A 24,301-nucleotide genomic window follows, 5' to 3' on the forward strand; every position below is an offset into this window, starting at 1 on the left:
GTTGCTGGACACTTCCATGATACCAAACAAAGAAGGTGTTTTTTTGTCAAGAGAAGGAAAAAATGCGCTCCGTCCTTACAGCCGTAGGGCGTTTAAGCTAATTTGTAGCTGCGAAAGTTGAGTAAAATAATTCGTGATACAGAAATCATCGGGAACCCGCATAAATAAAGGATTTATGATAAAATGCGATATTCCAAAATCAACCCCAATATGGTTGAAATAATAAAGTTCGAGATGGAAGGCAGTATTGGATAACCTTGATACATCAAGGTTTCTAGTGAACATAAAGAACGTGTCCGCTGTGACCGATCACGCTTGCGTGCTCTAGTCACTCGGACACGTTTTTTTTGTGCTTGAAAAAAATCCTACGATTTATCTGTATATTTCCGATCCAAGAGAACATTCTATTTTCATATGGAAAAATTGGAGGAATTTTGATTGGGTATTTTTGGATCAACCAAGATAAATAAATTAACTGCTGCGGAAGTATCCGCATTTTGGCTTCAGTATATGGGCGATAGTATGGCGATCTGTGTTTACAACTATTTTCTTAAAATTGTTGAGGACAAACCTATTAAGTCGATACTAGCGATCGGATTACAATTAGCGGAGAACCAGATATCGAAGATCAATGAATTTATGAAACGAGGTGGATTCCAAACTCCAATCGGATTTACGGAAAAGGATGTGAATCCGAATGCTCCACGCTTATTTTCGGATCCATTTTTACTTTTTTACTCCTACATTATGACGATCCATGGGTTAACGGCTTATAGCTTGGCCATCACGAATTCCGAGCGACAAGATGTCCAAAATTATTTCTTTGAATGTTTGGCAGACTCAAAAGAATATTTCCAAAAAATAGTCCAAACCGCAAAATCGCAACCCCAATCCAAGTATACAAGTGTTCCATGGATTCCTTCGCCGCTTGGGAATGAGTTTGTGAATTCAAGGGGAATCATTTCGAATTTAATCGGTGACAAAAGGCCGCTGAATAGCTCGGAGATTAGCAATCTATTCTTTAATTCCATGAAAACGGGAATGGTCAAATCCTTAAGTTTAGCCTTTAGTCAAGTGGCCAAGACAGAAGATACTCGTGATTTTATGTTGAAAAATGTGAAATTGGCAGGGAGAGATGCGGAAAGCTTTAACAAAATATTAAAGGAGGATCATTTGCCCATTCCTGAGAGCTGGGATGCGGAGATTTCGGATTCTACGATAAGTCCGTTCTCGGATAAATTGATGATGTTTCACTGTGCATTTTTAATCAATGCAGCCCTTTCATATTATGGAGCAGCCATAGGCTCCAGCTTAAGATCGGATATCATATTAAATTACACAAAAGTATTTACACATGCGACAGAGGCTGGCGCTTCTTGTTACAATATTTTGGTTAAACATGGGTGGTTAGAGAAACAGCCGGAAGCGATTGACAGGAGGTCTTTGGCACAAGGTTCAGAGAAATGAGACGCCTATGCATAGGCGAGGCTCGCTTTTCCCATGCTATGAGCGAGCAAAAAACCTACAGCAAGGAGCATGAGAGCATGAAGGGATTGCGATTGTCTTGGCGGTGTACGGCGTTAACGGCATTATCCATTATGGTGGCAGCAACAACGGGCTGTGGAGCGCAGCTGTCTAAGGAACAGAAGGAAAGTGGACAAGTAGGTATGCCGCGCACGAGCGGATATGCAGCCGACCGAAAACTCAGCGAGGAGCTGAACGGATACAAGAAGATGCCAGGCGCTTCGTCGTCCGGTTCTAGCACAGCCCAGTCCCAATCCAATGGAAATACGATTAAGCTTCAATCCGCGGCTCCGGCATCGGGGGACATGTCCATTCCGATCGTCAGCATTGGGGGAAAAGACTACATTGTAGCCGCTGATTTGGCCAAGGCGCTGGGCTTCAATACGGATTGGAATGCGCAGGATCAAACCTTTCAAATGGGCGATAACGATGCGGAATATCTTCTAAAGCCGGGCAGCACCACAGCCACTAAAGAAGAGGATCAAATCAGCTTGAGCGATCCGCCGATCCTTCATAATTCACAGCTGCATATTCCGGTGTCGGCATTGAACTTATTCTCGGAGGATGTAAATACGGAGGCTCAAGGCAAAACACTAGTGCTGCACGCGTCGGATTTGGCCGTGGATGCCGCGATGGACGGACCGGAAGAAGCGAATACGGGGGCTGAGGACGATTTTGAAGACGATCCGGCGGATCCGTTGAAAGGCGAGAGCGATACAGAGCCTTCGGCTGCTCCTACGGCCTCTTCCATCAATGAGGACGAACCGGCCGTACCGGTGATCAAAAATATTAACATCAACGGTGTCATTCAGAATGCGAAACGGTACATGGGAGTCAAATACAAGTTCGGGGCGAAGCCTTACCCTGTCTCCGGAAGGTTTGACTGCTCTACGTTTACGCAGTACAATTTTGCTAAATTTGGTGTGAAGCTCCCGCGCGTGGCCAGGGCGCAATCTAAGGTAGGGACGACGGTAAGCAAAAAGCAGCTCCGAAAGGGGGATTTACTCTTTTTCTATGTACCAGGTCGGTTCCGCACGAATAAGGTTGTAGGCCATGTGGGGATTTATATGGGCAATCAAAAAATGATCCACTCCTCGCCGGAGCCGAAAAATGGGGTGCAGATCAGCATGATCAACAAACCGTATTGGAAAAAGACGTTCCTCAAAGCCGAACGGATTGCATATTAGGCGAAAACGCAGGAAAAAGACCGACAGAATTCACAGTTCATGTGATCTCTGTCGGTCTTTCAGCGTTAAGGCTGCCGTGATAGCGGAACTGAGTTCCTCTATTGGGCTGCGAGCAAGCCATTTCCGAAGCTTGGCGGAACTGGCTTCCGATATTTGATCATTTGGGCTCCATACTGAGCCGATTGGAGGCAAATAGCGGATCGCTGTTCCGCTAGTGAGTGGACAAGTGCGGGATTCGACTGGATAACGGAATACAGTTCCGTAAAGTCCGTCAAGCGCACGCATATCACAAAATGCAGCTCGAATGGGCCGCGCTGCCTTACATGCCGATATAGCGGCTGTATAAGCTCTTGGCCTGGATTGGATCATCGGTGCCCTGAACGATCATACGTCCGTCCGGGAACAGCACGAGGGTGATGTCGCCCTCCAGGTGCAGCTTCAGCAGGAACGGGTTTTGCTCCACGCGGCCGAGCGGCCTCAGTTTGTCCGCCCATTCGGATAACTTCAGGTGGGCGGGGCGCACCGGCTGGATTTGGACGGAATTGCGCCCGCACAGCGACTGAATCGTGTCCTCCTCGATTGCGGAGTCCAAATATTCGAAGCGGCGCTCTCCGCAGCAGGGACAGTCCGGCTTGCGGGCCTTGGACACGTCGACGGCCGCGTATTGGTTGTGCCACAGGTCCCAGTGGACCATTTTGCGGTTGCGCTGGGCGTCAGCCCCTACCAGCAGCTTGAGCGCCTCCGTCGCTTGATGCGACGCGACGGTGTGGATGATCGAGCCGATGACTCCGGACGTATCGCACGTCTCCGCCGTGCCCTGCGCCGGCGGCTGGCCAAACAGGCACCGCAGGCATGGCGTCTCGCCCGGCACAATCGTCAGGCTCACGCCGCGGGAGCTCACGGCGCCGCCGTAAACCCACGGGATACCGTGCTTAACGCTCACGTCATTGAGCAAAAACCGCACGGAAAAGTTATCCGTGCCATCCAAAATGAGCTGCACATCCGTCAGCAGCTCTTCTACATTGGTCGCGTTCAAATCCGCGACCACAGGCTCGATCGTCACCCCCGAGTTGGCCGCGCGCAGGCGCGCAGCCGCGGCTTCCGCCTTGGGTGACGATCCGACCGCGTCGGCTTCGTCATAGAGCATCTGCCGCTGCAGATTGCTCTTTTCGACGAAGTCGCGGTCGATCAGGCGCACGAAGCCGACACCGGCGCGCACCATGTGGTTCGCGAGCACGGTGCCGAGTGCGCCCATCCCTACAATCGCGACGCGCGAGCGCAGCAGCTTCGCTTGCCCCTCCGCGCCGATCGGCGCGAACAGCATTTGCCGCGAATAGCGCTCGGCATCAGCTACTATACCTAGGTGATCGATCATGATGGAGCTCCTCCTATGCTGGCGGTCGGATTCCAAGGGCCTAGCTGGTGGCCCTTCCATTCGGAGCCATCCTCCCAAATTTCCTTTTTCCAAATCGGGACGATTTGCTTCAGCCGTTCAATCGCATACCGGCTGGACTCATAAGCGGCGTCGCGATGAGGCGAGGAGACGGCGATCACGACGCTGATCTCCCCTACAGGAACGCGGCCCAGCCGATGTGTTATCGCACATAGCGTGCCTGGAAACCGCTCCCCGATCTCATCGACGATCTGCTGCATCGTCCGCAGCGCCATCGGTGTGTACGCTTCATATTCGAGCAGCACCGTGCGCTGGCCGTTCGTGAACTCACGGGTCGTGCCGATGAACGAAATCGCCGCCCCATGATGGGGGTGGAGCACCTTAGCCGTGACATCCTCGACCCGGATCGGCTCCAGCGTAATCTCCACGGGCTCTAAAGCGGGCTCTCCCCCGGAAACCGGCGGAATCAGCGCCACCTCGTCCTGTTCGTAAATCCAGCTGTCTGCTTCCGCATACGCTTGATTTACCGCCAGAAAAGCCTGCTCCAGCGCCCCTGCGGCAGAGGGGAATAGCCCCTTTAAATGGTCTTTTAATTGGGCAGGCGACAGCCTGTCCCCTTCTATGTCGAGCGTCAGCATCGGTCCGCCGAGCTGTTCCGCCAAACCTGCAAATACCAGCAGCTGCAGCTTCATTTTACATGCCTCCTACCACACGGTAATTCCTCAAGCATATCATATTTTAGCAAATAAATGATATAATGTAGGATGTGTTTTCAGTGGGACAGGGGATGGAGGCATATCGATGAAAATCGCGGTATATGATGAAATACACGGCTCAGCCGAGCTGGAGGTACAGGAGCTGGCTGGCCTTGGTCCGATGCAGCTGCGTGCGGAGGAACGCATTCCCGGAGTCACGGGCAAAGCGTTTGATCTGATGGCGTGGTATGAGGCGTGGTGCCGCATACGCAAAGGCAGCGTGCTTCAAAACCCGACTCGGCTTCAAGTGGAAGCGGCCGATGAGTTTCAGGCGTCGGTGCCTTGGAACGAGCTGGGGCAGGCGATGTTTTTATACGCACAGGAAAATGGCGAGCCTCTGCAAAAAGGGTACCCGATCCGTCTTTACGTTCCTGATGGCAGCAGCGAGTGCCTGAATGTGAAAAGCGTCGTACGCATCCGTTTTGATTATGGGAACAGCGAGGATCTAACGGCAACCTATGGCTTCAAAAATGTCGTCTCCCCCGATCAGCTAAAAAAGGGGAAAGCACCGAATTCAAATACATAGCTGCCAGTTTTGCACAAAGGGGGCATAGTGTTGAATAAAACGAATTCAATCAGGCTGCGCATTGTTCATACCAACGATATTCACAGCCGATTTGAAGCGATGCCTGCCATTGCCTCGATAGTGGACAGCCTGCGTTCGGAAGCAGGAGCGGAGCGTACGCTTACGCTGGACATCGGTGATCATATCGACCGGATGTGGCCGGCGACGGAAGGGACGCGGGGCCGCGCCAATATCGCGGTCATGAATGCAACAGGGTATGATGCCGTGACCATCGGCAATAACGAAGGACTAACCTATTCTTCAGAGGTGCTCTCCGAGTTGTACGGGCGTCACGCTGAATTTGCCGTCGTGCTGGACAATATGAGGGAGGCGCAGTCCGGAGAGGTTCCCGCATGGGCGAAGCCGGCGCATATCATTGAAAAAGCCGGCGTACGGTTCGGCCTAATCGGTGTGACCGCGCGCTTTACGGATTTTTATCGCTTGCTGGGGTGGGACATAGAGGACCCGTTCGAGGCCGTCCGCCTTGCGGTGGAGGCGCTTCAGCCGCAGACGGATCTGATCATCGTGATGTCGCACTTAGGTTTGCGCAATGATGAACGGCTAGCCGCCGAGGTGCCGGGCATCGACCTGATCCTGGGCGGGCATACGCACCACCTGCTGGAGCAGCCTCTGCTCATCGGCGACACGCATATTTGCGCCGCAGGCAAATTTGGGCAATACGTTGGCGTCGTCGATGTGGACTGGGATCCGCAAAGCAGACTGCGCGCCGGGTTAACCGCCCGGGTCATCCCTGCAGCCGAGGCGCCGCAGATGACGGCGGTGAAGCAGCTGATCGAGCGGTTCGCAGGTGAAGCTGCTGAGGTGCTGGATCAGGAGGCGGTGCGCTTGTCCGATGCGATCGCCGTAGATTGGTATGAGGAGTCGCCTCTAGGCAACTTACTGGCGGCAGGACTGCGGCGGCGTACCGGTGCGGAGATCGGTCTCGTGAACGCGGGGCAGCTGCTGAAGGGGCTTCCCGCAGGCGCGATCAGCGCGGGGATGCTGCTGGAGCTGTGCCCTTCGCCGATCAACCCCTGCCGATTGAAGCTGACAGGCGCCCAGCTGATCCAGGCGCTGGAGGAATCGCTTTTGCCCGAGTTCCAAGAGAAGCCGATCTATGGGTTTGGCTTCCGCGGCAAGGTGCTTGGCTCCCTCAGTGTAGACGGAATGGAGATCGAATATGAGCCTCAAGGCGAGCCCTATCATAAAGTCCGAAGCATCCGCGTAGGAGCGGAGCATCTGGTACCGGAGCGGGAGTATACGGTCGGCATGATTGACATGTTCACGTTTGGCATCGGGTACATGTCCCTCAGCCAAGGAACGAAGATCGAATACTTTTTGCCGGAGTTTTTGCGCGATGTGCTGCTGCGGGAGCTGAAAAGCCCCCAAGCGATAGTTGAAAGCCGTGCTAAGCGGTATACAAAGCTTTTGTAAAAAAAGCACGAAGGATTGCACAAAACCAGGAAAACAAGCTAGAATAGGAACTGCTGTACAAACCTAACAACTATTTTCGAGAACACGTAGGAGGCTTTATATGTACGATTGGTGGGTAGCGGTAATAATCGGGATTGTGGAGGGCTTGACGGAGTTTTTGCCTGTCTCCTCCACTGGCCACATGATTTTGGCGGGATCGCTTCTAGGCATTCCGGATTCGGACGAAATGATGAAGACGTTCGAGATCGTCATTCAGCTCGGCGCGATTTTGGCGGTGGTGATCGTTTATTGGAAGCGGATCCTGCGCCTGTTTGGACTTAGCAAGGATAAACCGAGATCGGGCAGAGGAATGAATTTGATTCATATCCTGCTGGCGATCGTGCCGGTGTTGCTGCTGGCTTATGCCACAAAGGATTTTATTAAGCATTATTTATTCTCGCCGTATACGGTGCTGATTGGCTTGGTGCTGGGCGGGATTTTGCTGATCATCGGGGAAAAGAGCAAGACCGAGATTACGGCTCACGACGTGGACGAGCTGTCCTATAAGCAGGCCTTCATCATTGGTCTGTGGCAAATTTTGTCCTTATGGCCGGGCTTCTCCCGTTCCGGATCGACGATTGCCGGCGGGATGCTGGCCGGTGCTAGCCGCGGGGCGGCAGCCGATTTTACCTTCATAATCGCGATTCCGGTTATGGTATGCGCTACCGGGTACGAGATGCTCAAGAGCCTCGACCAGTTTACTTCGAATGTATTCGGCTTTTTTGCCATCGGCTTTATCGTTTCGTTTGTAGTAGCGCTGCTGGCGGTCGTCACCTTCATCAAGTTCGTTCAGAAGTTCAACCTGTCTTACTTTGCCTACTATCGCTTCATCATCGCTGTGCTCTACTGGCTCTTTCTGCTGCGATAGTACCAAAAATAGGATTAATTTCATATAAAAATTTGCCGGAAACTAGGACAAAAGGTCTATGTTTCCGGTTTTTTTGTCAAAAAAGCTAAAAAAATATATTGCTTCTTCCGATTGAATCTTATACGCTAAGCCTATATGACTTTTTTGTAAATTTTTCTTAAGAAAGATGGGGCACCTGCATGCGCTTGCTTCCTTTAACGATGGTTAAACCTGGCATGAAGCTGGGTAAAAGAATATATAACGAAGAAGGCTTGACGCTGCTTGGCGAACGGGTCGAGTTAACGCAGAGCCTGCTTTATCGCTTGGGTGATCACGGTGTGGATTTTGTGTACATCGACGATCCGAGAACGAGAGACATCGTGGTCCAGGATATGATCTCGGATGAGACGCGGATGCGGGCGATCTCCGAGATTCGGGGCTCCTTCCGTACGATCATGCAGGATCAGATGAAGCGCAAAGCGGTCGGCAGCCTGAACGTAGGCAAGACGTTTGGCAGCATGATGAGCATGATTTTGGACGATCTGACCTGTCATAAGGATGCGATGATCATGCTGTCCAACATCAGTGTGATGGACAACTACTTGTTCCAGCATTCGCTCAACGTCTGTATTTACGCTACGATGCTAGGGATGTCCTATGGCTATTCCCGGGATGAGCTGATGACGCTGGGGCTGGGCGGATTGCTGCACGATGTGGGCAAGACGCAGATCCCGCTCGAGCTGCTCCGCAAGAAGGAGCCGCTGACAAACGAGGAGTACGAGCGGATCAAGAAGCACACGACCTTCGGCTATCAATTTCTGAAGGACGAGCCCAACATCCCGCTGATCTCGGCCCACTGCGCGTTTCAGCATCATGAGCGGATGGACGGAAGCGGCTACCCCCGCGGGCTTAAAGGCGATGAGATTCACGAATATGCCCGTTGGGTCGGGCTCGTCGATTCGTACGATGCGATGACGACGCACCGCGTTTATCGCAATGCTATGCTTCCACATCAGGCGATGGAAATTTTATTTACCGGCTCCCAGACGCTGTATGAGAAGAAGATGATTGAGCTGTTCCGCGATAAAATCGCCATTTATCCCATCGGCATCACCGTTACGCTGAATACTGGGGAATCCGGTGTCGTAGTCGATCTGAATGCGAAGATGCCGCATCGACCGGTCGTACGTATTTTGCAGGATGCGGATGGTCAAGAATTGATGAATCCGTCCGTCGAGATCGATTTATCCAAGAAGCTGTCGGTCATGGTGACCGGTGTCAATGAGGACAAGATGGAATTTTCGTAAGCTGTGCACATAAAGCCTAGTTTCCTGAAATGGTGGGAAGCTGGGCTTTTTTGTAGTATTAAGATACAATGGGTAATATATTGGGTAATATAGTTTAAAAAAACTTTTGGCAAAGACAGGTGTATGGAACAAGATGTACGATCAAGCAGCAAAACAGGCACTCGAGCCGATCAGCCCGCAATACGATCCGTGGGATCCCATTCGCTCCAAAGAGCGGCATGGGGAACACCGGCTGACTAGTGTGGAGCTTACGGTGACCAATCTATGCAATATGCGGTGCGAGCATTGTGCCGTAGGTGAATCGCTTACCCTGACGGAAGGTCCGCGCATCCCGCTGGCTGTGATTTTGAAGCGGCTGGACGAAGTGGAAGAGCTGGAGACGATCAGCATTACGGGCGGTGAGCCAAGCTATCACGAGCAAACCGTACGCGACTATATAGTCCCTATTCTGAAGTACGCCAGGCAGCGCGGAGTTCGATCACAGATCAATTCCAACGTCACGCTGGACTTGTCGCGATACGAGCAGATGGCGCCTTACCTGGATGTCATGCATATTTCCTTCAATTATTTGAATGCGGATGATTTTTACCAGGTCGGGTTTGTTAATTCCGCTCGCAAGGTGGGTAAGGAAACCGCGGTGAAAATGTACGATCGAATGGTCGACAATACGGTGGCGCTCGCCAAGGGCGGCATGTTCGTCTCCGCCGAGTCGATGATCAACTATCGTACGCATGAGAAGCTGACCGCGATTCACCGATTGATCGAGGAAATGGGCTGCCGGCGCCATGAGGTACATCCGATGTATCCGAGCGCCTTCGCTTCCAAGCTGCCGGTGCTGACGCTGGAGCAAACCCGCGCAGCCATTCATGGCCTGCTGGACGGCCGCAGCCGTGATTTGTGGATGCTGTTCGGCACACTTCCTTTCTACGCCTGCAGCTCGCTCGAAGCGGATCTGAAGCTGGTGAAACGGCTTCGCGAGGAGCCGAATGTCACGGTGCGCAACGATCCGGACGGCCGCAACCGGTTGAATGTGAACTTGTTCACAGGCGATGTGTACGTGACCGATTTCTCCGATGTCCCGTCACTCGGCAATGTCCACACGGATCGGCTGGACGAAGTGTACGCAAGGTGGAAGGCGCACCCGCTCGGCGTCACGGTCGACTGCTACTGCCCGGCGGCCCGCTGCTGCGGCCCTAACCTTCTGGTAGCGGATATGTATTATAAGCAAACGGATTTTACGTCACGGCAAGCGGTAGTTTAAGCGATTTTATCGTTTTAGCAGGTTAAGCAACACTGGGTCTCTTCGTTATTTTTATCAGCAAAGGAGTTTGAACATCCTTGGGAAATGGCCATACAGGGTTTGATTTCGGATCGATCGTGCTGAATATCCTCCTGGTGCTGATCCTGGTCCTTCTGAACGGCTTTTTTGTGGCGGCTGAATTTGCCCTTGTGAAAGTCAGACAAACCCGTTTGCAGCAGCTTGTCAGCGAGGGCAACGGGAAAGCGAAATATGCGCTGGCCGTAACGAAAAAGCTGGATGCCTACCTCTCCTCGACACAGCTGGGCATCACGCTCGCCTCTCTAGGCCTTGGCTGGGTGGGGGAGCCGGCGATTGCCCATCTCATTGTGGATCCGACCTTTGAGGCCCTGGGATTAGAGAATGCTTGGTACGCCAACGCAATATCGTTTGCGATTGCGTTCGCCGTCATTACGTTTCTCCATATTGTGCTGGGCGAGCTGGCGCCCAAATCGCTGGCCATCCAAAAGTCGGAGGCTGCCTCGCTGTGGCTGTCCGCACCGTTAATGGTGTTTTATAAGATTTTTTTTCCGGCGATTAATTTGCTTAATGGCGCAGCTAATCGCATGCTGCGGCTGGTCGGCGTCGAGCCCGCGTCAGAGCATGAAGGGGCGCATACGGAAGAGGAAATTCGGATTTTGATGGACCAGAGCGCGAAAAGCGGTCACATCAACAAAGACGAGCTGGCGCTCTTCGACAACATTTTCGAGTTCTCCGATCGGGTGGCAAGGGAAATCATGCTGCCGAGAACCGATATGGAATGCTTATTTACCCAGCTGTCGTTTACGGACAATTTGAAAATTGTCTATGAAACGAAGCATACGCGCTATCCGGTGGCAATGGATGACAAGGACGAGATTATCGGCTTCGTGCATATGTCGGACCTGCTGCTCGCAGACCCCGAGAAGGATCACGATCTGCGGGAATTTCTCCGTCCGGTGCTGATGGTGCCGGAGTCGATGGAAATCAGCCATGTGCTGAAGCTGATGCAGAAGAAGCGCTCCCAGCTTGCGGTCGTTATCGACGAATATGGCGGTACGGCCGGGCTGATCACGACGGAGGATATTTTGGAGGAGATCGTCGGCGAAATTCACGATGAGTTCGACGAGAAGGAGCGCGCTGAGGTGGAGAAGCAGGGCGACGTCTACTCGGTCGACGGTCGTATGCTGCTTGAGGAGCTGGACGACCTGCTTGGTCTTGGCATTCACGACGAGGAGGTCGATTCCATCGGCGGCTGGTTGTTCAAGCAGCTGGAGGGCAGCGTAGCCAAAGGCAAGCGCCTGGAATACGAGGGCTATTGCTATGAAATTTCGGAGGTCGAGAGGCTTCGCGTCCTGCGCGTGACCATTCGCCGCCTGCCTAAAGAAGAAACGGCCGATGCCGTGGCCAGCCACCAGCACAACGAATAGGGGGGAACGCTCTTCGATGTCGCTTCGTACGCTCGTGTTTTGCTTTTTAGGTGTAGTGCTTTTGTATGGTTTGTTTACGATCGGCTTCCCGTTTTTGCTCGCCATGCTGGTGGCTATCCTGCTGGAGCCGGTCGTACAGGCATTAGTCCGGTATTTTCGGATGGGGCGGATGCTCTCTGCCGCGGCGGCGTGCACGCTGTTCACGGGCCTGATTCTCGGGTTTGTGTATCTGGTCGGTTTCAAAATGGTTACCGAGCTGATCCAGTTCTGGAATAATGCGCCGGATTATATTAACGAGGCGCAGTTGTTTTTCGAGGACGCAACCGCAAAAACCCAGCTGTTCTATGAGACACTGCCTGCGGGCATGGCGCTTCAGCTGCAAAAATGGATCGAAACCGGTCTCACGGTGCTGACTGAGAACATTAAGACGATCGTGACTGCGATCTCCGGTTACTTCGTCAGTGTGGCGAAAACGATCCCGAGCTTATTCATTTTCTTTGTTGTCTTCGTCATAGGGCTCTACTTGATCTCGTTCAGCCTGCCGAAGCTGCATGAATCGTTCCTGAATTTGTTCGATAAGCTGTCCCGAGGCAAGGTGACGGCCGTGCTGGCGGATTTGAGGCGGGCCATTCTGGGGTTTATTTTCGCCCAGTTTATGATCAGTGTGCTGACTTATGTGGTGACGCTGGTCGGCTTGCTGGTGCTTGGAGTCGATTATCCGCTCGCCATTGCTCTATTGATCGTGGGGGTGGACGTTCTTCCGGTGCTGGGAACGAGTGTGGTCCTCATACCGTGGGCTGTTTACAGCATGCTGTCGGGCAACTCGCATTTGGGAATTGGGCTCTTGGTGCTGCTGCTCGGCCTGATGATTTTCCGCCGGTTGATCGAGCCGAAAATTATTGGAGATGCCGTCGGGATCAACGCGCTTGCCGCTTTGGTCAGCATGTACGTTGGGTTTCAGCTCATCGGAGTGATCGGCTTGATTCTCGGGCCGGTGCTCATTATTGTGTATCAAGCGCTGCGTAAAGCGGGGCTGTTGAAAATTAACATTAAACTGGATACTTAACGCTAACGAAGCTGGCTTTCCTACGGAAAGTCCAGTTAACGCTTACGAAGTCAGTTTTTCCTTCGGCAAAACTCGGCAAATGCTTACGAAGCTGGCTTTCCTACGGAAAGCCCTGAGGGGGAATCGCATGAACGCAGGTATTCAAAGAACCAAAATCAAACAGCATTCAAAGCTAGCCCTGTCCAAAATTATTCGCCGTGCCGTATTTATTATTTTTGGAGCGGCGCTCGTCTCCGTGGGACTGGAAATTTTCCTCGTACCCAACAATATCATCGACGGCGGCATTGTCGGTATATCCATTATTACCTCGGCTTTATCAAAAATCCCCATCGGGGTCTTCCTGCTCCTGTTCAACCTCCCGTTCTTATTCGTCGGTTATAAACAAATTGGTAAAACGTTCGCTTACTCCACTCTTTTTGCGGTCATGATCATGTCGATCGGAACGTGGCTTTTGCATCCTGTTCCACCGCTTACGATTGATCCGCTGCTAGCTGCCGTGTTCGGAGGAATCATTCTCGGCATCGGTGTCGGCATGGTCATCCGCTCCGGCGGTTCGCTCGATGGGACTGAGATTGTCGCCATCCTGTTCAGCAAGAAGGCCCCGTTCTCCGTCGGCGAGATCGTCATGTTCTTCAACCTCTTCATCCTGGCCAGCGCGGGCTTCGTGTTCGGCTGGGACCGGGCGATGTACTCGCTCATTGCCTACTACATCGCGTATAAGATGATCGATGTCACGATTGAAGGCTTCGATGAGTCCAAGTCGGTCTGGATCATCAGCGAGAACAGCCGCGAGATCGGCGAGGCGATCATGCAGAGGCTAGGCCGGGGCATTACGTACTTGCAAGGCGAAGGCGGGTTTACCGGCGGCAACAAGCGGGTCATCTTCTGCGTCATTACGCGGCTGGAAGAAGCGAAGATGAAGGCAATCGTCGAGGAAAAGGACCCTGGGGCGTTCCTAGCCGTGGGCAACATCCATGACGTGAAGGGCGGCCGCTTTAAGAAGAAGGATATTCACTAAGCTTAAGAATGGATCGAACTTATACAAGCCATTGTGCTCACCCTAGGGGAAGGTTAACAGCCCTAGGGTGGGCTTTTTTTATTTGCATGCTTTTTACACATAATGGACTAGCCAGCCCTGTATACATATTCATAGCAATCCTAAGGAGGCATGCCGCCGAATGGAACAGGTAAAAGTGTGGTACCCCTATGTCGGTCCCTTCGATCCTTGTCCGCCCATTAGAGAGAAGTTCTACAGTACGCCGCCGCAGCTCTATATGACATATCAGCCGATGAATTTGCCGCAGTTCTCGCCGCAGGAGGCGCTCCGCTACGGGACGCTGTGGCCTGCACTGTACAGCCCGTATCAGCCTAAAATGACGTAAAGCAGAACGAAAGGAGCGGCCCTCATGAAAGAAAATGTACTGCCAGACCGGTATTACACCATGCTGCAGGAGCTGCAGGCCGTTGATTTTGTGCTTGTGGAGCTCACCCTTTATTTGGATACGCACCCGTTAGATGGAACAGCGCTTCAGCAGTACAACCAAATGGCTCAAAAACGGATGCAGCTGGCGCAGCAATTTGAGATGGAGTTCGGCCCGCTTATGGCTTACGGACACAGCTTTTCACGTCATCCCTGGCAGTGGATCGAGACGCCTTGGCCCTGGCAGGTTTGAATCGGGTGCACACTTAGGAGAGGAGGAGTTTCATGTGGATCTATGAGAAAAAGCTGCAGTACCCGGTTAGGGTCAGTAAATGCGATCCTCGAATGGCAAAGCTGCTGCTGGAGCAATACGGCGGAGCAGACGGCGAGCTGGCAGCGGCGCTTCGATACATCAATCAGCGGTATTCGATCCCGGATAAGGTGGTCGGGCTGCTGACGGACATCGGCACAGAGGAGTTCGCTCATCTCGAGATGATTGCGACGATGGTGTATAAGCTGACCAAGGATGCCTCGATTGAGCAGATCAAGGCGGCAGGACTGGAAGATCATTACGTGGCCCACGATCGGGGGCTCTTTTATCAAAGTGCATCCGGCGTGCCGTGGACGGCTACCTATATTCAGGCCAAAGGCGATCCGATTGCCGATTTGTATGAGGACATCGCTGCAGAGGAGAAAGCCCGGGCGACGTACCAATGGCTGATCGATATGACCGACGACGTGGATTTGCAGGATGGGCTCAAGTTTTTGAGGGAGCGGGAAATCATCCATTCCTTGCGTTTTCGTGAGGCGGTGGAAATTTTGAAGGCCGAGCAGGGGACGAAGAAAGTATTCTAAGTTTACGTAAAAAAGGAGACTGGTCCTAGTGGAAACCGTACCGATTGCGACCCGAGCGGAATTGAAAGGACGCGCCCTCAGCCATCTTCAGGGCCATTGGGGCAAAGCGGTCGCCGTGACGCTCATCGTGATGGTGATCTCGATCGTGCTGTCCAAACTGCCGAGGGTCGGATCGCTCATCAGCTTCGTGATTACGGGGCCGCTGACGCTTGGCGCAGCATATTTTTACTTGCGTCTGGTTCGGCAGCAGGCGACGAATGTGGCGGACATCTTCGAGGGCTTCTCCCGGTTTGCGCAGGCGTTCCTGCTGCACCTGCTGTCGTCCATCTTTGTGTTCCTATGGATGCTGCTGCTGATCGTCCCCGGAATTATCGCCGGAATCCGGTATTCCATGGCCTTCTACATTTTGAACGATAATCCCGGGCTGACCGCGATGGAGGCGATCGATCGAAGCAAGGAGCTGATGGATGGGCACAAGCTGCAATATTTCAAGCTGGCGCTCAGTTTTTTGGGCTGGGGCCTATTAAGTGTGGTCACGCTCGGCATTGGACTGATTTGGCTAATTCCTTATTTTGCGGCGACGAACGCGAGCTTTTACGAAAACTTAATACAAACCAAACAGACCGCTTGAATAGACTAATAAGGAGAAAAGCCCGGCTTCCGTGCTGCATCAAAATGGCACTGGGGCTGGGCTTCAGGCGTTGGGCGGCCTACGATTTATAGCGCAACCGATAGCCAAGGCGCAAGCGGTCTGCATTGACATTCCCTGCAAATCATGGTTCGATAGAACGTGAACTTTCATGATTATCGGGAGGGAAGGACGTTGAGCCTGAGCACAAACAAGCCGGAGGCGATGATTTTCGATTTGGACGGAACGCTGTTCCAAACGGAGACACTGCTGCTGCCGGCCTATCACGCAACATTTGAGCAGCTGCGCGCAGAGGGGCTGTATGAAGGGGAAACGCCGCCGGAGCAGGCGATCCTTAGCTGCCTGGGCATGCTGCTGGAGCATATTTGGCAGAACGTGATGCCGGAGTCCGACGTTCAGGCACACCGCAGAGCGGACGAGCTGCTGCTGAAGTTTCAAGAAGAGGGACTGGCGCGCGGAGAGGGCCAGCTATACGATGGTGTGGCCGAAGCGCTGCGGAAGCTGAGAGAGCAAGGCGTTCGCCTGTTTATTGCCAGCAACGGGCTGGAGGCGTACGTCAAAGGCGTCATCCGGTTAAAAGGGCTGGAGCCGTTGTTTGAGCCAGACGGCTTGTACAGCGCCGGGGAGCATCAAACCCGCTCAAAGGTGGATTTGGTGCGCATGCTGCTGGACAAGCACGGCATTTCGAGCGCCTGGATGGTCGGCGACCGCTCCTCGGATGTGGAGGCGGGACACGCCAACGGGCTGTTCGTAGTCGGCTGCGACTACGCCGGCTTCCGCAAAGCAGGCGAGCTCGATCAGGCGGATGTGCGCATCGCCAGCTTTGAGCAGCTGGTGGAGCTGCTCCCGTAAGAACAAACAAAAACAGTCGAGCCATGGCGCAACGTTCTACCTGTAGATCAGGTTAGACGGCACGCCCCGCGCGACTGTTTTTTTTATTTTATTTTAAAAACGTAGGTCTCACACTAGCGGTCGCTGCCGCTGCCGCTCCCTTGTCGGCCTGCTTGCGCTGCTTCAGCAGCCAGAGCGAGAACTCCAGCGGCCGGCGGATCGCTTTGCGGTACGTTTCCTTTTCTCCGATGCGATAAAACACTTCCCGGGACGGCTTCGGATTGACTTCCAGCAGCCACACATGACCCTTCGGGTCGACGGCCAGGTCAATGCCGACCTCGCAGAACGTGTCAAACTTCGTATCCAGATGCTCGACGACATTGAGGCCGAGCGCATATGCGGTCTCCTTGATTTCAGCGACCTTCTCGCTGGAGCCGAAGCGGGATTTCAGCAGTGAATCCATGGGCGAAGCCGTCCCGCCCCCATGCAGGTTCGAGGTCACCGACTTGCGTGGCCCGATGCGTCCGGCACAGCCGGTGATCTGCCATTGGCCTGTGCCGTCCTTTTGCACCAGCATGCGAAAATCATGCACTCGGCCGTCCTTCAGCTCTAGTTGAATGCCCTGCTGCACAATATATCGATCGTTCAGCTTCAAGGAGCTAAGCCGGGTGGCCAGCTGGGTCGCTTCCACCCGGTGCGCTGGAATGATCTGCCGAGACGGGTCGCGGCCCTGCAGAAGGAACGCCTCGCCGCCTTGCAGGCGCTGCAGCCGCAGGATGCCTCGCCCGCCCGTACCCCCTTGCGGCTTCAAATAGACCGTGCTGTACCGCTTGCAAATTTTGAGCAGCTCCTTGGAATCCTTGTAGCGCGTAGTGGAAGGAAGGTGCGGCACAATCTTTTCACTTTCCGATAAAATTTGATGCATCCGCCACTTGTTGGCCAGCGGCCGGCTGACGTAATTCAATTTCGTGAACGTGCGGCGGAAGTGAGAGATTTTACGGTAATTGTCTGCGCCGTGATACCGGCACCGATCATAAATAATCGGCGGGAAGCCGACTTTTTTTCGTGTCCATTTGTCGGAGGCCGTGTTGTAGGTGATCGCATGGATCTGCCTCTTCGATTCATCCACATCATCGGGTGTGAACACGAGCACCTCGACGCCGAGCTTCTGACCGCTGACGCACAGCTTCCGGAAGAACGCCAGTTCCTCCAGCCGCCGCCCTGCCAAGTACAAAGCAAGTACGCCAACCTGGTAGCTCATGGGGTTTCACCTGCCTATCTCGCTTTTTTCTTCAAGAGTGTGGTCCCTTCCGATGGGGAATCAGCCGATTTCTTGGCGAGGAGATTACGGCTTTGTTTAGTTAAATAAATACTATATCGGATTAGACTTTCAAGCGATTTTTTGCGGATCGGCGGCTCATCGAATTTCATCGGCTTGGAGTTAGCTTCGAAAAACCAAATGCTCCCCTCCGTGTCGACCCCCAGATCCATCGACATTTCCCCGAGCATGTTTTCGCAGGCCGATTCAATCTGCTTGGCGATGAGCAGCGCCGCCTTCTTGGCCCGGAGAATAATCCGTTTGCTCCCTTGGGTGCCAAAGGAGGAAGCCAGCAGCTTAGATGGATCGTCGATCGACCCGCCCCGCGGGACATGCGTGGTAATGCTCAGCTTGCCTGCGAGCCGTGCTCCGATGCCGGAAACGTTCCATTCACCCTTACCGTTCTTTTGCACCAGCACCCGCAGATCGAACGGACGCTGCTTGTAGCTGGAGAGGGTGATGCCCTGCTGGATAATATACTCTTTGCCGGTCGTCTGCTCACGCACCTGCGTCCACAGCTGAGATAACGAAGGATAGCGGGAAATGTGGCTTTTCGTTTTTTCCTGGATGCTGAGCTCGTAGAGCTGGGATTTCGCCTTCTCGGTCGTAGACCGGCTGACGCGCATAATGCCTGAGCCGGCCTTGCCGCGAATCGGCTTGAGGTAAAGAGAAGGGTAGGATTGCAGCAGCTTCTCCAGATCCCTTTCGCTCGTGAGCTGCAGGGTCGCCGGGATGAACGGCTGGGTATCCTTGGATTTGTTCAGCCATTCGAACAGCGCCCACTTGTTAAAAAACGCCGGGTTAAAAAACTGGATTTGCCCATGACGCATGCACGTCTGAATAATCTGCTGCACCTCGGGCAGCAGCTCGAATTTGCGGTAGGGGATCCGGTTATAAATGACGTGCGGCAGCGGCAGCAATTCTTTTTTCCAGGTTTTGGTGAGTGGGTAGTACTTGTAGCCGATCGCCAGCTTACCGTCCAGTTTAAAATCCGAGGTCGTCATGACGTACACCAGTACGCCATGCTCTTCCCCGGTTCGGACTAAGTCTGCAAAATTTTCCTGATTTCCGCGAAAAAGCCTCGTTTTATCCGCGTAAGTGAGAATGGCCAGCGTCGGCTTCTGTTTCTGCTGTATGAGGACGTCCACTCACGTATCCCTCCTTGCTCGAAAGCGGCTCAGGTAGAGACAGTAATCATAAATATATTGCAGCGACGCACGGCCTTGCTCCTTGAGCGCCGGATGCTTGAAGATCGAACGGCCCGGCTTGGAGTTGGCCTCGAACATCCAGATGCGCTCATTCATATCGATCCCGATATCAAACCCCAGCTCGCCGAGCGTGTGGCGATAGTTTCTCTCGATATCTTCCGCGAGCTTGATGGCGGACTCTTTGGCGCTCGTCAGCACGGTGTCCGCGCGGGAGCCGAAAATTTGCTTCAGCACCTGCTCCGGTGTCATCAGCTGGCCTCCTGTGCGCACATGTGTCGTCACACTGCCTTTGCCCGCTTTCTTTGCGCCGATGGCGGCGACGACCCACTCGTTCGCGTTGTTTTTGGTCATGTGAAAACGGAAGTCGATCGGGCAGCTGTCAATCTCGATCAGACGGATCCCCTGCTGCGCAACGTAACCGTTCAGGCTGCGGACTTGCCGATTGAGATGGCTCATGAGCGAGTCGAATCTGCTAAAGCGCAGCAGCACATTCTTATCGCTTCGGCGGAAGCGGGCGTAATAGCCGCGCTTCGGATTGTAGGTCAGCCGGTAAATGCCGATGCCGAGGCTGCCTGCGGTCGGCTTCAGGTAAATGAATTTATGCTTCTCCAGCATTTCTTTGATTTGAGCGCTGCTCGGGTTGATTTTGGACTCCGGCACGTGTGTGAATGCGTTGGTGCCTTCGAGCAGATTATAGACGTCCCATTTATCGAAGAAGCTCCAGTTAAACAGCGGAATGCCGCGTTTGACGAATCGCTGCTTGAAAGCGCTCATGGAGGCCAGCTTTTCTGCGCTTCGGCTCGGAAGCCGGTTATAGATGACGTCCGGAAGCGGAATCACCTTGCGGACCCAGCCGCCTTCGCTTTTCGGAATGGTGGCGGTGACCGTTTCCTGCGACCAGTTTACATCGCTGGGCGAGAAGCCGAAATAGAAGGCTTTATCGCTATTCACGCGCATAAACGAACGGATAAACTCCGTGCGGGAGCCGAACGGGGCTTCGCTGCTGCGGTTTACACTCGTGAGGATCCCGATCATCGGGCCGAGCCGGAGCTCTTTTCCATCGTGGCTCACGATCATGCTGGTTCCGAGCCTCGGCAAGCGAAGCTGGTTGCTTAGGGAATGAGGCAAATACAGATGGTTGCCGCTTTTTTTCAGCAGCTTGAGTCCTAACGCGACACTCTTGCTACCGAGCATCAACGTCACGTTTCTGGTTTTGGCCAGCTTGAGGGCGTCCGCTAGATCGCTAGACAAGTAAAGCATTCTATCCTGCCGCTGGGTGACATGAATCGTGCAAGTTGTCAAACTCATGTTGAACCTCCTGAGAGTTTTGCCGCAGGCAAAACTGGCTTCGTAAGGATGTGCGTTTCGTAGGTCGTGAAGCTAAAAAGAAAAAGTAAGCGAAAGGGGGACAGCGTGTGAAAGGATGACGGGTGTGAAGGGGAGAGGGTGTTTGCGGTGTGTGAAGGTGGGTGTTCCGCTGAATGAAAAACGTAATTTATCGCATGAAACGGAATCGTGCTCCGTTGGTTGGTAGCCAGGTCGTTAGCGCGCGTTGATGTTGCGCTGGCGTTCGGTTACGGCCGGTTGCAGCTGTGTGAGTAGAAATCGCGCATACCGGATCGGATTCGCGATCGCTTCGTGTCTGCCGTGGTGATCCTGTACATAAGTAAAAATGGAGCGGCCAGGTTTGGAATTCACCTCAAGGATCCAAATATTGCCGCCGGTGTCGACACCAAAGTCAATGCCGAGCTCAGCGAGCCGCCCGTGACGGGATTCAAGCGCCTCCGGCAGCTGCAGGGCGAGCCGCGTAAGCTCGCGCTGCAGCTCCTCGGCGCGGGCTGGCCCGAACTCGCGGGCCAGAAAACCTTCGGCGGGCAGCGCGGTGCCCCCGCCGTGCAGGTTCGAGGTCAGGCTGCCGCCCTGACCTCGGCGGACGGCCATGCCGGTCAGCTGCCAGCGACCGGCGCCGTCTTTTTGCACCAGCGCACGCACGTCGTACGCGTCGCCGGTGCGGGTCTGCAGCAGCAGATACTGCTGCAGCAAATAGCTGCGCTGCGCCACGAAGCGGCGCAGCCAGCGCAACAGCGCGGCCTCGCCCGCGAAGCGGCGCTCGAGGCCGCGGTTGCGCGCGTCGCGCCCGCGCACGGAGAACGACGCCCCGGCGTCGTTCTCCGTGCTCCCGGGCGCATCCGCGCCTTCGCGGCGCACGAGCAGCACGCCGCGGCCTTGCGAGCCGCCCTGCGGCTTCAAGACCGCCTCCCGGCGGTCCTGAAGCCAGGCGGCGAGCGTGCGCATGCTGCGCAGCACCTGCGTCTGCGGCAGGTAGCGGTCGAAGCGGCCGTCCCGGCGGAGCAGCTGCTCCGTGTCCCACTTGCCTTTTAGACCGCAGCCCAGCAGCCGAACGGAGCGGTGCTCCTGCAAGCGACGCAGTGCCAGACGATACTCGGCGTACTGCTGCTTTGACGTAAAGAAGCATCGGTCATACACAAGCGCCGGGAGGGGGAAACGACCCGGGACCCAGCCGTGCGCGTCGTCGTAGGTGAAGCCGAAGACCTCCAGGTGCGGCCAATCGAAGCCCTGCGGGGTAAACACGAAGACGGTCAGTCCGCTCCGTCGGCCATACAAACAGAGCCGACGATAGAAATCCCGGTTCAAAAACGGCGGATCGTCCTCCGTCTGGGTCGTCAAAATACCCATCGCATGTTGACCGCTGTGCTGCCAAGAAGGCCTCCACATACGCCTCACCTCCGACGATTAAAACTTGGAAATAAATCGAGCATACTGCACCAGCCGCTTCACGGAAGGCCGTATTTTGCGCTCTTCCGCCGATAGCGGGGTATTGTCATCCTTGGACGGCTTGGAATTCACTTCAATCAGCCACACCCGGCCTTGGGTATCCAAGGCCAAATCAATGCCCAGCTCGGCAAAATGCCCCGAAACCTGCGTCTCGATCCCCTTGGCGATGCGGAGCGCGGCCAGCTGCAGCTTGGAGTAGCCGCCGCTTGCCGCCGCCGTACCGGCTCGGGAGAGCGCCTCCTTCACCGTGCTGAGCGTGCCGCCCCGCGCCAGATTGGAGACGAAATGATCGTTGCCCGCAATGCGGGCGACAATGGAGGTGATTTTCCAGGCTCCGGCTTCATCCCGCTGCACCAGTGCCCGAAAATCGACCGGCCGCCCGCCTACCGTCAGCAGATTGATGCCTTGCTGGATCTGGTAGTTTTGCGATTTGATCTTGCCGGAGATGGCCGAGAACAGCGTGCTCAGACTGGGGTACGACTGCCGGCGCGCCCCGCTCAAATCCGTAAAATGGCACGTATACGTGCCTTCCGGATTGCGGCGGATGCGGATAATGCCCTTGCCTAAGCTGCCTGTGATCGGCTTGAGAAAGACGACGGGGTGCTTGACGCACATCATTTTCAGCAGCTGGGGGCTCTTGAGCAAATACGATTCCGGCAAATACACCTGAAGGCCGCTTTCCTTCCGCAGCGCGTCGAACACTTCCGTTTTGTTCAAATATTTCTCGTTAAAAAAAATGGCGCTATGCTCGGATTTGGCGTACCCGAGAAACTGCTGCACGTTGACCTGGTTTTCCAGCTTCCGCGAGGTCAGACGGTTGTAAATCACGTTCGGAATGGGGAAGGTGGATCGGACCCATTTGTTCGTATACTGCCAGCCTCGGATCGTCTCGCTTTGGCTTTGCACATCATCCGGCGTGCAAAAAAAGACCGCAGCGCCATAAAGCTTGCAAGCGTCCGTCAGTTCCCTGGTAAACGCGGTGCTGGCACCGAACGGTTTATCTGGGTTAGAGGTGTATACGCGGCTGACCAGCACGCCGATGAGCGGTCCGATCAGCAGCTGCCGGGTACCGGGGCGGTACTGAAGGCACAGCTGGTCGCCATGGGTTAGCCCCCAGCGGGAAAGCAGCGGCTCGCTGATACGCATGACGCTGGCCGTCTGGGATACGGGAACGACCATAACCTCCTGTTGGTATGAACCGTATTGTAGCTGCAGAGACTGGCGGAGAGGAATTTTCCACTTTTTTGCTATGGCTTCGCTGAGCATGATGGCTGAGCCGTCCATGGAGATGCTGGGACTTTGTAGTTGCAACTTTACCTTCGTTCTTTTCATGCGGAACTCCTTCCCAGCATCGATTTGCCGTAGAGACAGCCCCTAAATGCTTGGAACAATGACAAACGAACTACTTCATCATATGAGGACGCTTACCCCTTGGTGAAAGGAAACTGTGCCAAACCTGCAAGTGCGAAGGGGACAGACGGAAGGGAGGGACATGAGCTGGGGAAAACGCAAAAAAAGAGCGCGAAAGCTGCCTCCAGCCCGCACGCTCTTCCGTCAGCGCTAAACGCTGCTATATGTCTACTGCTTCTTCACAAGCTCCTGCTCGTTGTGGCGGAACACCCAATCCAGCGCTTCCGCCACGCTGCCAACCGTCCGAGCGGCGTGGCGCTGCACCTCCGGGTGGCTCGTAGCCATCGCGAAGCTATGCGGCGTGACCGCGAACATAGACAAGTCGTTGAACGCATCGCCGAAGCAGGCCGATTCCTCCGGACGCACCCCAAGGAGCTCTCGCAGGGCGTTCAGACCGGCGCCTTTGGAGCTTTGACGCGGCATGACGTCCAGACAGTTGACATCGGAGATGTACACGTCGACCGCGTCTCCATGCTCCGCCTCCAGCGCTTGCTTCAGCTCGAGCAGCCGGGGAACCTCGCCGATATACGAGATTTTGCCGCAAATCAGCTCCCGGCCAAGAATCTCCAGCATGTTCGTCGCTTCCTCCAAGGGAGCCATCAGATTGGCTTGAAGCGGCCGGGTGCGATCATCCAGCTGCTGGACGATATAGCTGTCCGGTCCGGCAATCACGGTGAGGAGTGGTGTACCTTCCGCTGCTTCTGCGAGGCGAACGATCAGCTCTCGCTCGAAGGCGGCGGACTGCAGCAGCGTCCCGTCTTTCAGATGCACGTAGGCGCCATTTTGTGAAATCGCGTGAGCGGGCAGCGCCAGCTCCTGGGCGATGACGGTTATCTCCGGCCGCATCCGTCCCGACGCGAACGCCACGGTAATGCCGAGCTCCTCCGCCTTCAGCAGCGCCTGCCGGTCTTCTTCGCGGATCGACTTGGTATGACCGACCAGCAGGGTGCCGTCCAAATCGCTGACAACCAGTTTAATCATGGTTCATCTC

23 protein-coding genes are annotated in these 24,301 nt (G+C 54.5%); 15 read left to right on the forward strand and 8 right to left on the reverse strand.

Annotated elements, in window-relative coordinates; translation table 11 throughout:
• Positions 1–438: 438 nt before the first annotated feature.
• Together FPZ49_RS23705 and FPZ49_RS23710 are read left to right on the forward strand one after the other, a co-directional pair.
• Complete coding sequence (locus FPZ49_RS23705; RefSeq protein WP_261381570.1) at positions 439–1,467, forward strand: DUF3231 family protein; 1,029 nt, start codon at positions 439–441, stop codon at positions 1,465–1,467.
• Between the two features lie 77 nt (positions 1,468–1,544).
• Complete coding sequence (locus FPZ49_RS23710) at positions 1,545–2,711, forward strand: C40 family peptidase (protein ID WP_144851732.1); 1,167 nt, start codon at positions 1,545–1,547, stop codon at positions 2,709–2,711.
• A gap of 319 nt (positions 2,712–3,030) precedes the next feature.
• Here the strand turns inward: FPZ49_RS23710 and FPZ49_RS23715 are convergent, their stop codons facing one another.
• Positions 3,031–4,086: a ThiF family adenylyltransferase gene (locus FPZ49_RS23715; protein WP_144851734.1), complete on the reverse strand. Its 1,056-nt coding sequence runs from the start codon at positions 4,084–4,086 to the stop codon at positions 3,031–3,033.
• Complete coding sequence (locus tag FPZ49_RS37305; protein WP_144851736.1) at positions 4,083–4,796, reverse strand: molybdenum cofactor biosynthesis protein MoaE; 714 nt, start codon at positions 4,794–4,796, stop codon at positions 4,083–4,085. Before FPZ49_RS37305 ends, FPZ49_RS23715 begins: the two co-directional genes overlap by 4 nt.
• A gap of 109 nt (positions 4,797–4,905) precedes the next feature.
• Here FPZ49_RS37305 and FPZ49_RS23725 point away from each other — a divergent pair, with 109 nt between their 5' ends.
• The 13 genes from FPZ49_RS23725 (at position 4,906) to FPZ49_RS23785 (ending at position 16,599) form a co-directional block, all read left to right on the forward strand.
• On the forward strand, positions 4,906–5,385 hold the full coding sequence (locus FPZ49_RS23725) for a molybdopterin-dependent oxidoreductase (RefSeq protein ID WP_144851738.1): 480 nt from the start codon (positions 4,906–4,908) through the stop codon (positions 5,383–5,385).
• Positions 5,386–5,415: 30 nt separating this feature from the next.
• Positions 5,416–6,858, forward strand: a complete 1,443-nt coding sequence (locus FPZ49_RS23730) for a bifunctional metallophosphatase/5'-nucleotidase (RefSeq protein WP_144851740.1) — start codon at positions 5,416–5,418, stop codon at positions 6,856–6,858.
• 100 nt (positions 6,859–6,958) lie between these two features.
• Positions 6,959–7,765 (forward strand): undecaprenyl-diphosphate phosphatase, encoded by an 807-nt coding sequence (locus FPZ49_RS23735; RefSeq protein ID WP_144851742.1) that lies wholly within the window; start codon positions 6,959–6,961, stop codon positions 7,763–7,765.
• 179 nt (positions 7,766–7,944) lie between these two features.
• Positions 7,945–9,051: an HD-GYP domain-containing protein gene (locus FPZ49_RS23740; RefSeq protein ID WP_144851744.1), complete on the forward strand. Its 1,107-nt coding sequence runs from the start codon at positions 7,945–7,947 to the stop codon at positions 9,049–9,051.
• 133 nt (positions 9,052–9,184) lie between these two features.
• On the forward strand, positions 9,185–10,312 hold the full coding sequence (gene yfkAB / locus FPZ49_RS23745; RefSeq protein WP_144851746.1) for a radical SAM/CxCxxxxC motif protein YfkAB: 1,128 nt from the start codon (positions 9,185–9,187) through the stop codon (positions 10,310–10,312).
• A gap of 77 nt (positions 10,313–10,389) precedes the next feature.
• Positions 10,390–11,757: a hemolysin family protein gene (locus FPZ49_RS23750; protein ID WP_144851748.1), complete on the forward strand. Its 1,368-nt coding sequence runs from the start codon at positions 10,390–10,392 to the stop codon at positions 11,755–11,757.
• A 16-nt stretch (positions 11,758–11,773) separates the two neighbouring features.
• Entirely contained in the window at positions 11,774–12,823 is a 1,050-nt protein-coding gene (gene ytvI, locus FPZ49_RS23755; protein ID WP_144851750.1) for a sporulation integral membrane protein YtvI, read from the forward strand.
• Between the two features lie 127 nt (positions 12,824–12,950).
• Positions 12,951–13,841, forward strand: a complete 891-nt coding sequence (locus FPZ49_RS23760) for a YitT family protein (RefSeq protein ID WP_144851752.1) — start codon at positions 12,951–12,953, stop codon at positions 13,839–13,841.
• Positions 13,842–14,001: 160 nt separating this feature from the next.
• Positions 14,002–14,205, forward strand: coding sequence for a spore coat associated protein CotJA (locus FPZ49_RS23765; RefSeq protein ID WP_144851754.1), 204 nt, complete (start codon positions 14,002–14,004; stop codon positions 14,203–14,205).
• Positions 14,206–14,229: 24 nt separating this feature from the next.
• Positions 14,230–14,496 (forward strand): spore coat protein CotJB, encoded by a 267-nt coding sequence (locus FPZ49_RS23770; RefSeq protein WP_144851756.1) that lies wholly within the window; start codon positions 14,230–14,232, stop codon positions 14,494–14,496.
• Positions 14,497–14,528: 32 nt separating this feature from the next.
• A complete protein-coding gene (locus FPZ49_RS23775; RefSeq protein ID WP_144851758.1) occupies positions 14,529–15,098 on the forward strand; it encodes a manganese catalase family protein in 570 nt (189 codons plus the stop codon).
• Positions 15,099–15,126: 28 nt separating this feature from the next.
• Positions 15,127–15,729 carry a DUF975 family protein gene (locus FPZ49_RS23780; protein WP_261381571.1) on the forward strand — a complete coding sequence of 201 codons (603 nt, stop codon included), beginning with the start codon at positions 15,127–15,129 and terminating at the stop codon, positions 15,727–15,729.
• A 222-nt stretch (positions 15,730–15,951) separates the two neighbouring features.
• Positions 15,952–16,599 (forward strand): HAD family hydrolase, encoded by a 648-nt coding sequence (locus tag FPZ49_RS23785; protein ID WP_144851854.1) that lies wholly within the window; start codon positions 15,952–15,954, stop codon positions 16,597–16,599.
• An 88-nt stretch (positions 16,600–16,687) separates the two neighbouring features.
• On the opposite strand, the gene FPZ49_RS23790 is transcribed toward FPZ49_RS23785, so the two are convergent.
• The 6 genes from FPZ49_RS23790 to FPZ49_RS23815 all read right to left on the reverse strand — a co-directional run bounded on the left by FPZ49_RS23790 (position 16,688) and on the right by FPZ49_RS23815 (position 24,291).
• Complete coding sequence (locus FPZ49_RS23790; protein ID WP_144851760.1) at positions 16,688–17,839, reverse strand: YheC/YheD family endospore coat-associated protein; 1,152 nt, start codon at positions 17,837–17,839, stop codon at positions 16,688–16,690.
• Between the two features lie 14 nt (positions 17,840–17,853).
• Positions 17,854–19,044 carry a YheC/YheD family endospore coat-associated protein gene (locus FPZ49_RS23795; protein WP_144851761.1) on the reverse strand — a complete coding sequence of 397 codons (1,191 nt, stop codon included), beginning with the start codon at positions 19,042–19,044 and terminating at the stop codon, positions 17,854–17,856.
• Complete coding sequence (locus FPZ49_RS23800) at positions 19,045–20,412, reverse strand: YheC/YheD family endospore coat-associated protein (RefSeq protein WP_144851763.1); 1,368 nt, start codon at positions 20,410–20,412, stop codon at positions 19,045–19,047. It abuts the gene before it with no gap.
• A gap of 234 nt (positions 20,413–20,646) precedes the next feature.
• Positions 20,647–21,840 carry a YheC/YheD family endospore coat-associated protein gene (locus FPZ49_RS23805; protein ID WP_144851765.1) on the reverse strand — a complete coding sequence of 398 codons (1,194 nt, stop codon included), beginning with the start codon at positions 21,838–21,840 and terminating at the stop codon, positions 20,647–20,649.
• An 18-nt stretch (positions 21,841–21,858) separates the two neighbouring features.
• Entirely contained in the window at positions 21,859–23,232 is a 1,374-nt protein-coding gene (locus tag FPZ49_RS23810) for a YheC/YheD family endospore coat-associated protein (RefSeq protein ID WP_144851767.1), read from the reverse strand.
• A gap of 246 nt (positions 23,233–23,478) precedes the next feature.
• The gene (locus tag FPZ49_RS23815) at positions 23,479–24,291 is read right to left on the reverse strand and encodes an HAD family hydrolase (protein ID WP_144851769.1); all 813 of its coding nucleotides are present in this window, start codon (positions 24,289–24,291) and stop codon (positions 23,479–23,481) included.
• Between the last annotated feature and the right edge of the window lie 10 nt (positions 24,292–24,301).

The sequence above is a fragment of the Paenibacillus cremeus genome, assembly GCF_007786445.1.
GTDB lineage: Bacteria > Bacillota > Bacilli > Paenibacillales > NBRC-103111 > Paenibacillus_G > Paenibacillus_G cremeus.

Bases quoted from the DNA above. Each gene is read 5' to 3' on its own strand.
- FPZ49_RS23710 (WP_144851732.1), top strand. From the start codon at position 1,545: ATGAAGGGATTGCGATTGTCTTGGCGGTGTACGGCGTTAACGGCATTA.
- FPZ49_RS23715 (WP_144851734.1), bottom strand. From the start codon at position 4,086: ATGATCGATCACCTAGGTATAGTAGCTGATGCCGAGCGCTATTCGCGG.
- FPZ49_RS37305 (WP_144851736.1), bottom strand. From the start codon at position 4,796: ATGAAGCTGCAGCTGCTGGTATTTGCAGGTTTGGCGGAACAGCTCGGC.
- FPZ49_RS23725 (WP_144851738.1), top strand. From the start codon at position 4,906: ATGAAAATCGCGGTATATGATGAAATACACGGCTCAGCCGAGCTGGAG.
- FPZ49_RS23735 (WP_144851742.1), top strand. From the start codon at position 6,959: ATGTACGATTGGTGGGTAGCGGTAATAATCGGGATTGTGGAGGGCTTG.
- FPZ49_RS23740 (WP_144851744.1), top strand. From the start codon at position 7,945: ATGCGCTTGCTTCCTTTAACGATGGTTAAACCTGGCATGAAGCTGGGT.
- yfkAB (WP_144851746.1), top strand. From the start codon at position 9,185: ATGTACGATCAAGCAGCAAAACAGGCACTCGAGCCGATCAGCCCGCAA.
- ytvI (WP_144851750.1), top strand. From the start codon at position 11,774: ATGTCGCTTCGTACGCTCGTGTTTTGCTTTTTAGGTGTAGTGCTTTTG.
- FPZ49_RS23760 (WP_144851752.1), top strand. From the start codon at position 12,951: ATGAACGCAGGTATTCAAAGAACCAAAATCAAACAGCATTCAAAGCTA.
- FPZ49_RS23765 (WP_144851754.1), top strand. From the start codon at position 14,002: ATGGAACAGGTAAAAGTGTGGTACCCCTATGTCGGTCCCTTCGATCCT.
- FPZ49_RS23770 (WP_144851756.1), top strand. From the start codon at position 14,230: ATGAAAGAAAATGTACTGCCAGACCGGTATTACACCATGCTGCAGGAG.
- FPZ49_RS23775 (WP_144851758.1), top strand. From the start codon at position 14,529: ATGTGGATCTATGAGAAAAAGCTGCAGTACCCGGTTAGGGTCAGTAAA.
- FPZ49_RS23785 (WP_144851854.1), top strand. From the start codon at position 15,952: ATGATTTTCGATTTGGACGGAACGCTGTTCCAAACGGAGACACTGCTG.
- FPZ49_RS23790 (WP_144851760.1), bottom strand. From the start codon at position 17,839: ATGAGCTACCAGGTTGGCGTACTTGCTTTGTACTTGGCAGGGCGGCGG.
- FPZ49_RS23800 (WP_144851763.1), bottom strand. From the start codon at position 20,412: ATGAGTTTGACAACTTGCACGATTCATGTCACCCAGCGGCAGGATAGA.
- FPZ49_RS23805 (WP_144851765.1), bottom strand. From the start codon at position 21,840: ATGTGGAGGCCTTCTTGGCAGCACAGCGGTCAACATGCGATGGGTATT.
- FPZ49_RS23810 (WP_144851767.1), bottom strand. From the start codon at position 23,232: ATGAAAAGAACGAAGGTAAAGTTGCAACTACAAAGTCCCAGCATCTCC.
- FPZ49_RS23815 (WP_144851769.1), bottom strand. From the start codon at position 24,291: ATGATTAAACTGGTTGTCAGCGATTTGGACGGCACCCTGCTGGTCGGT.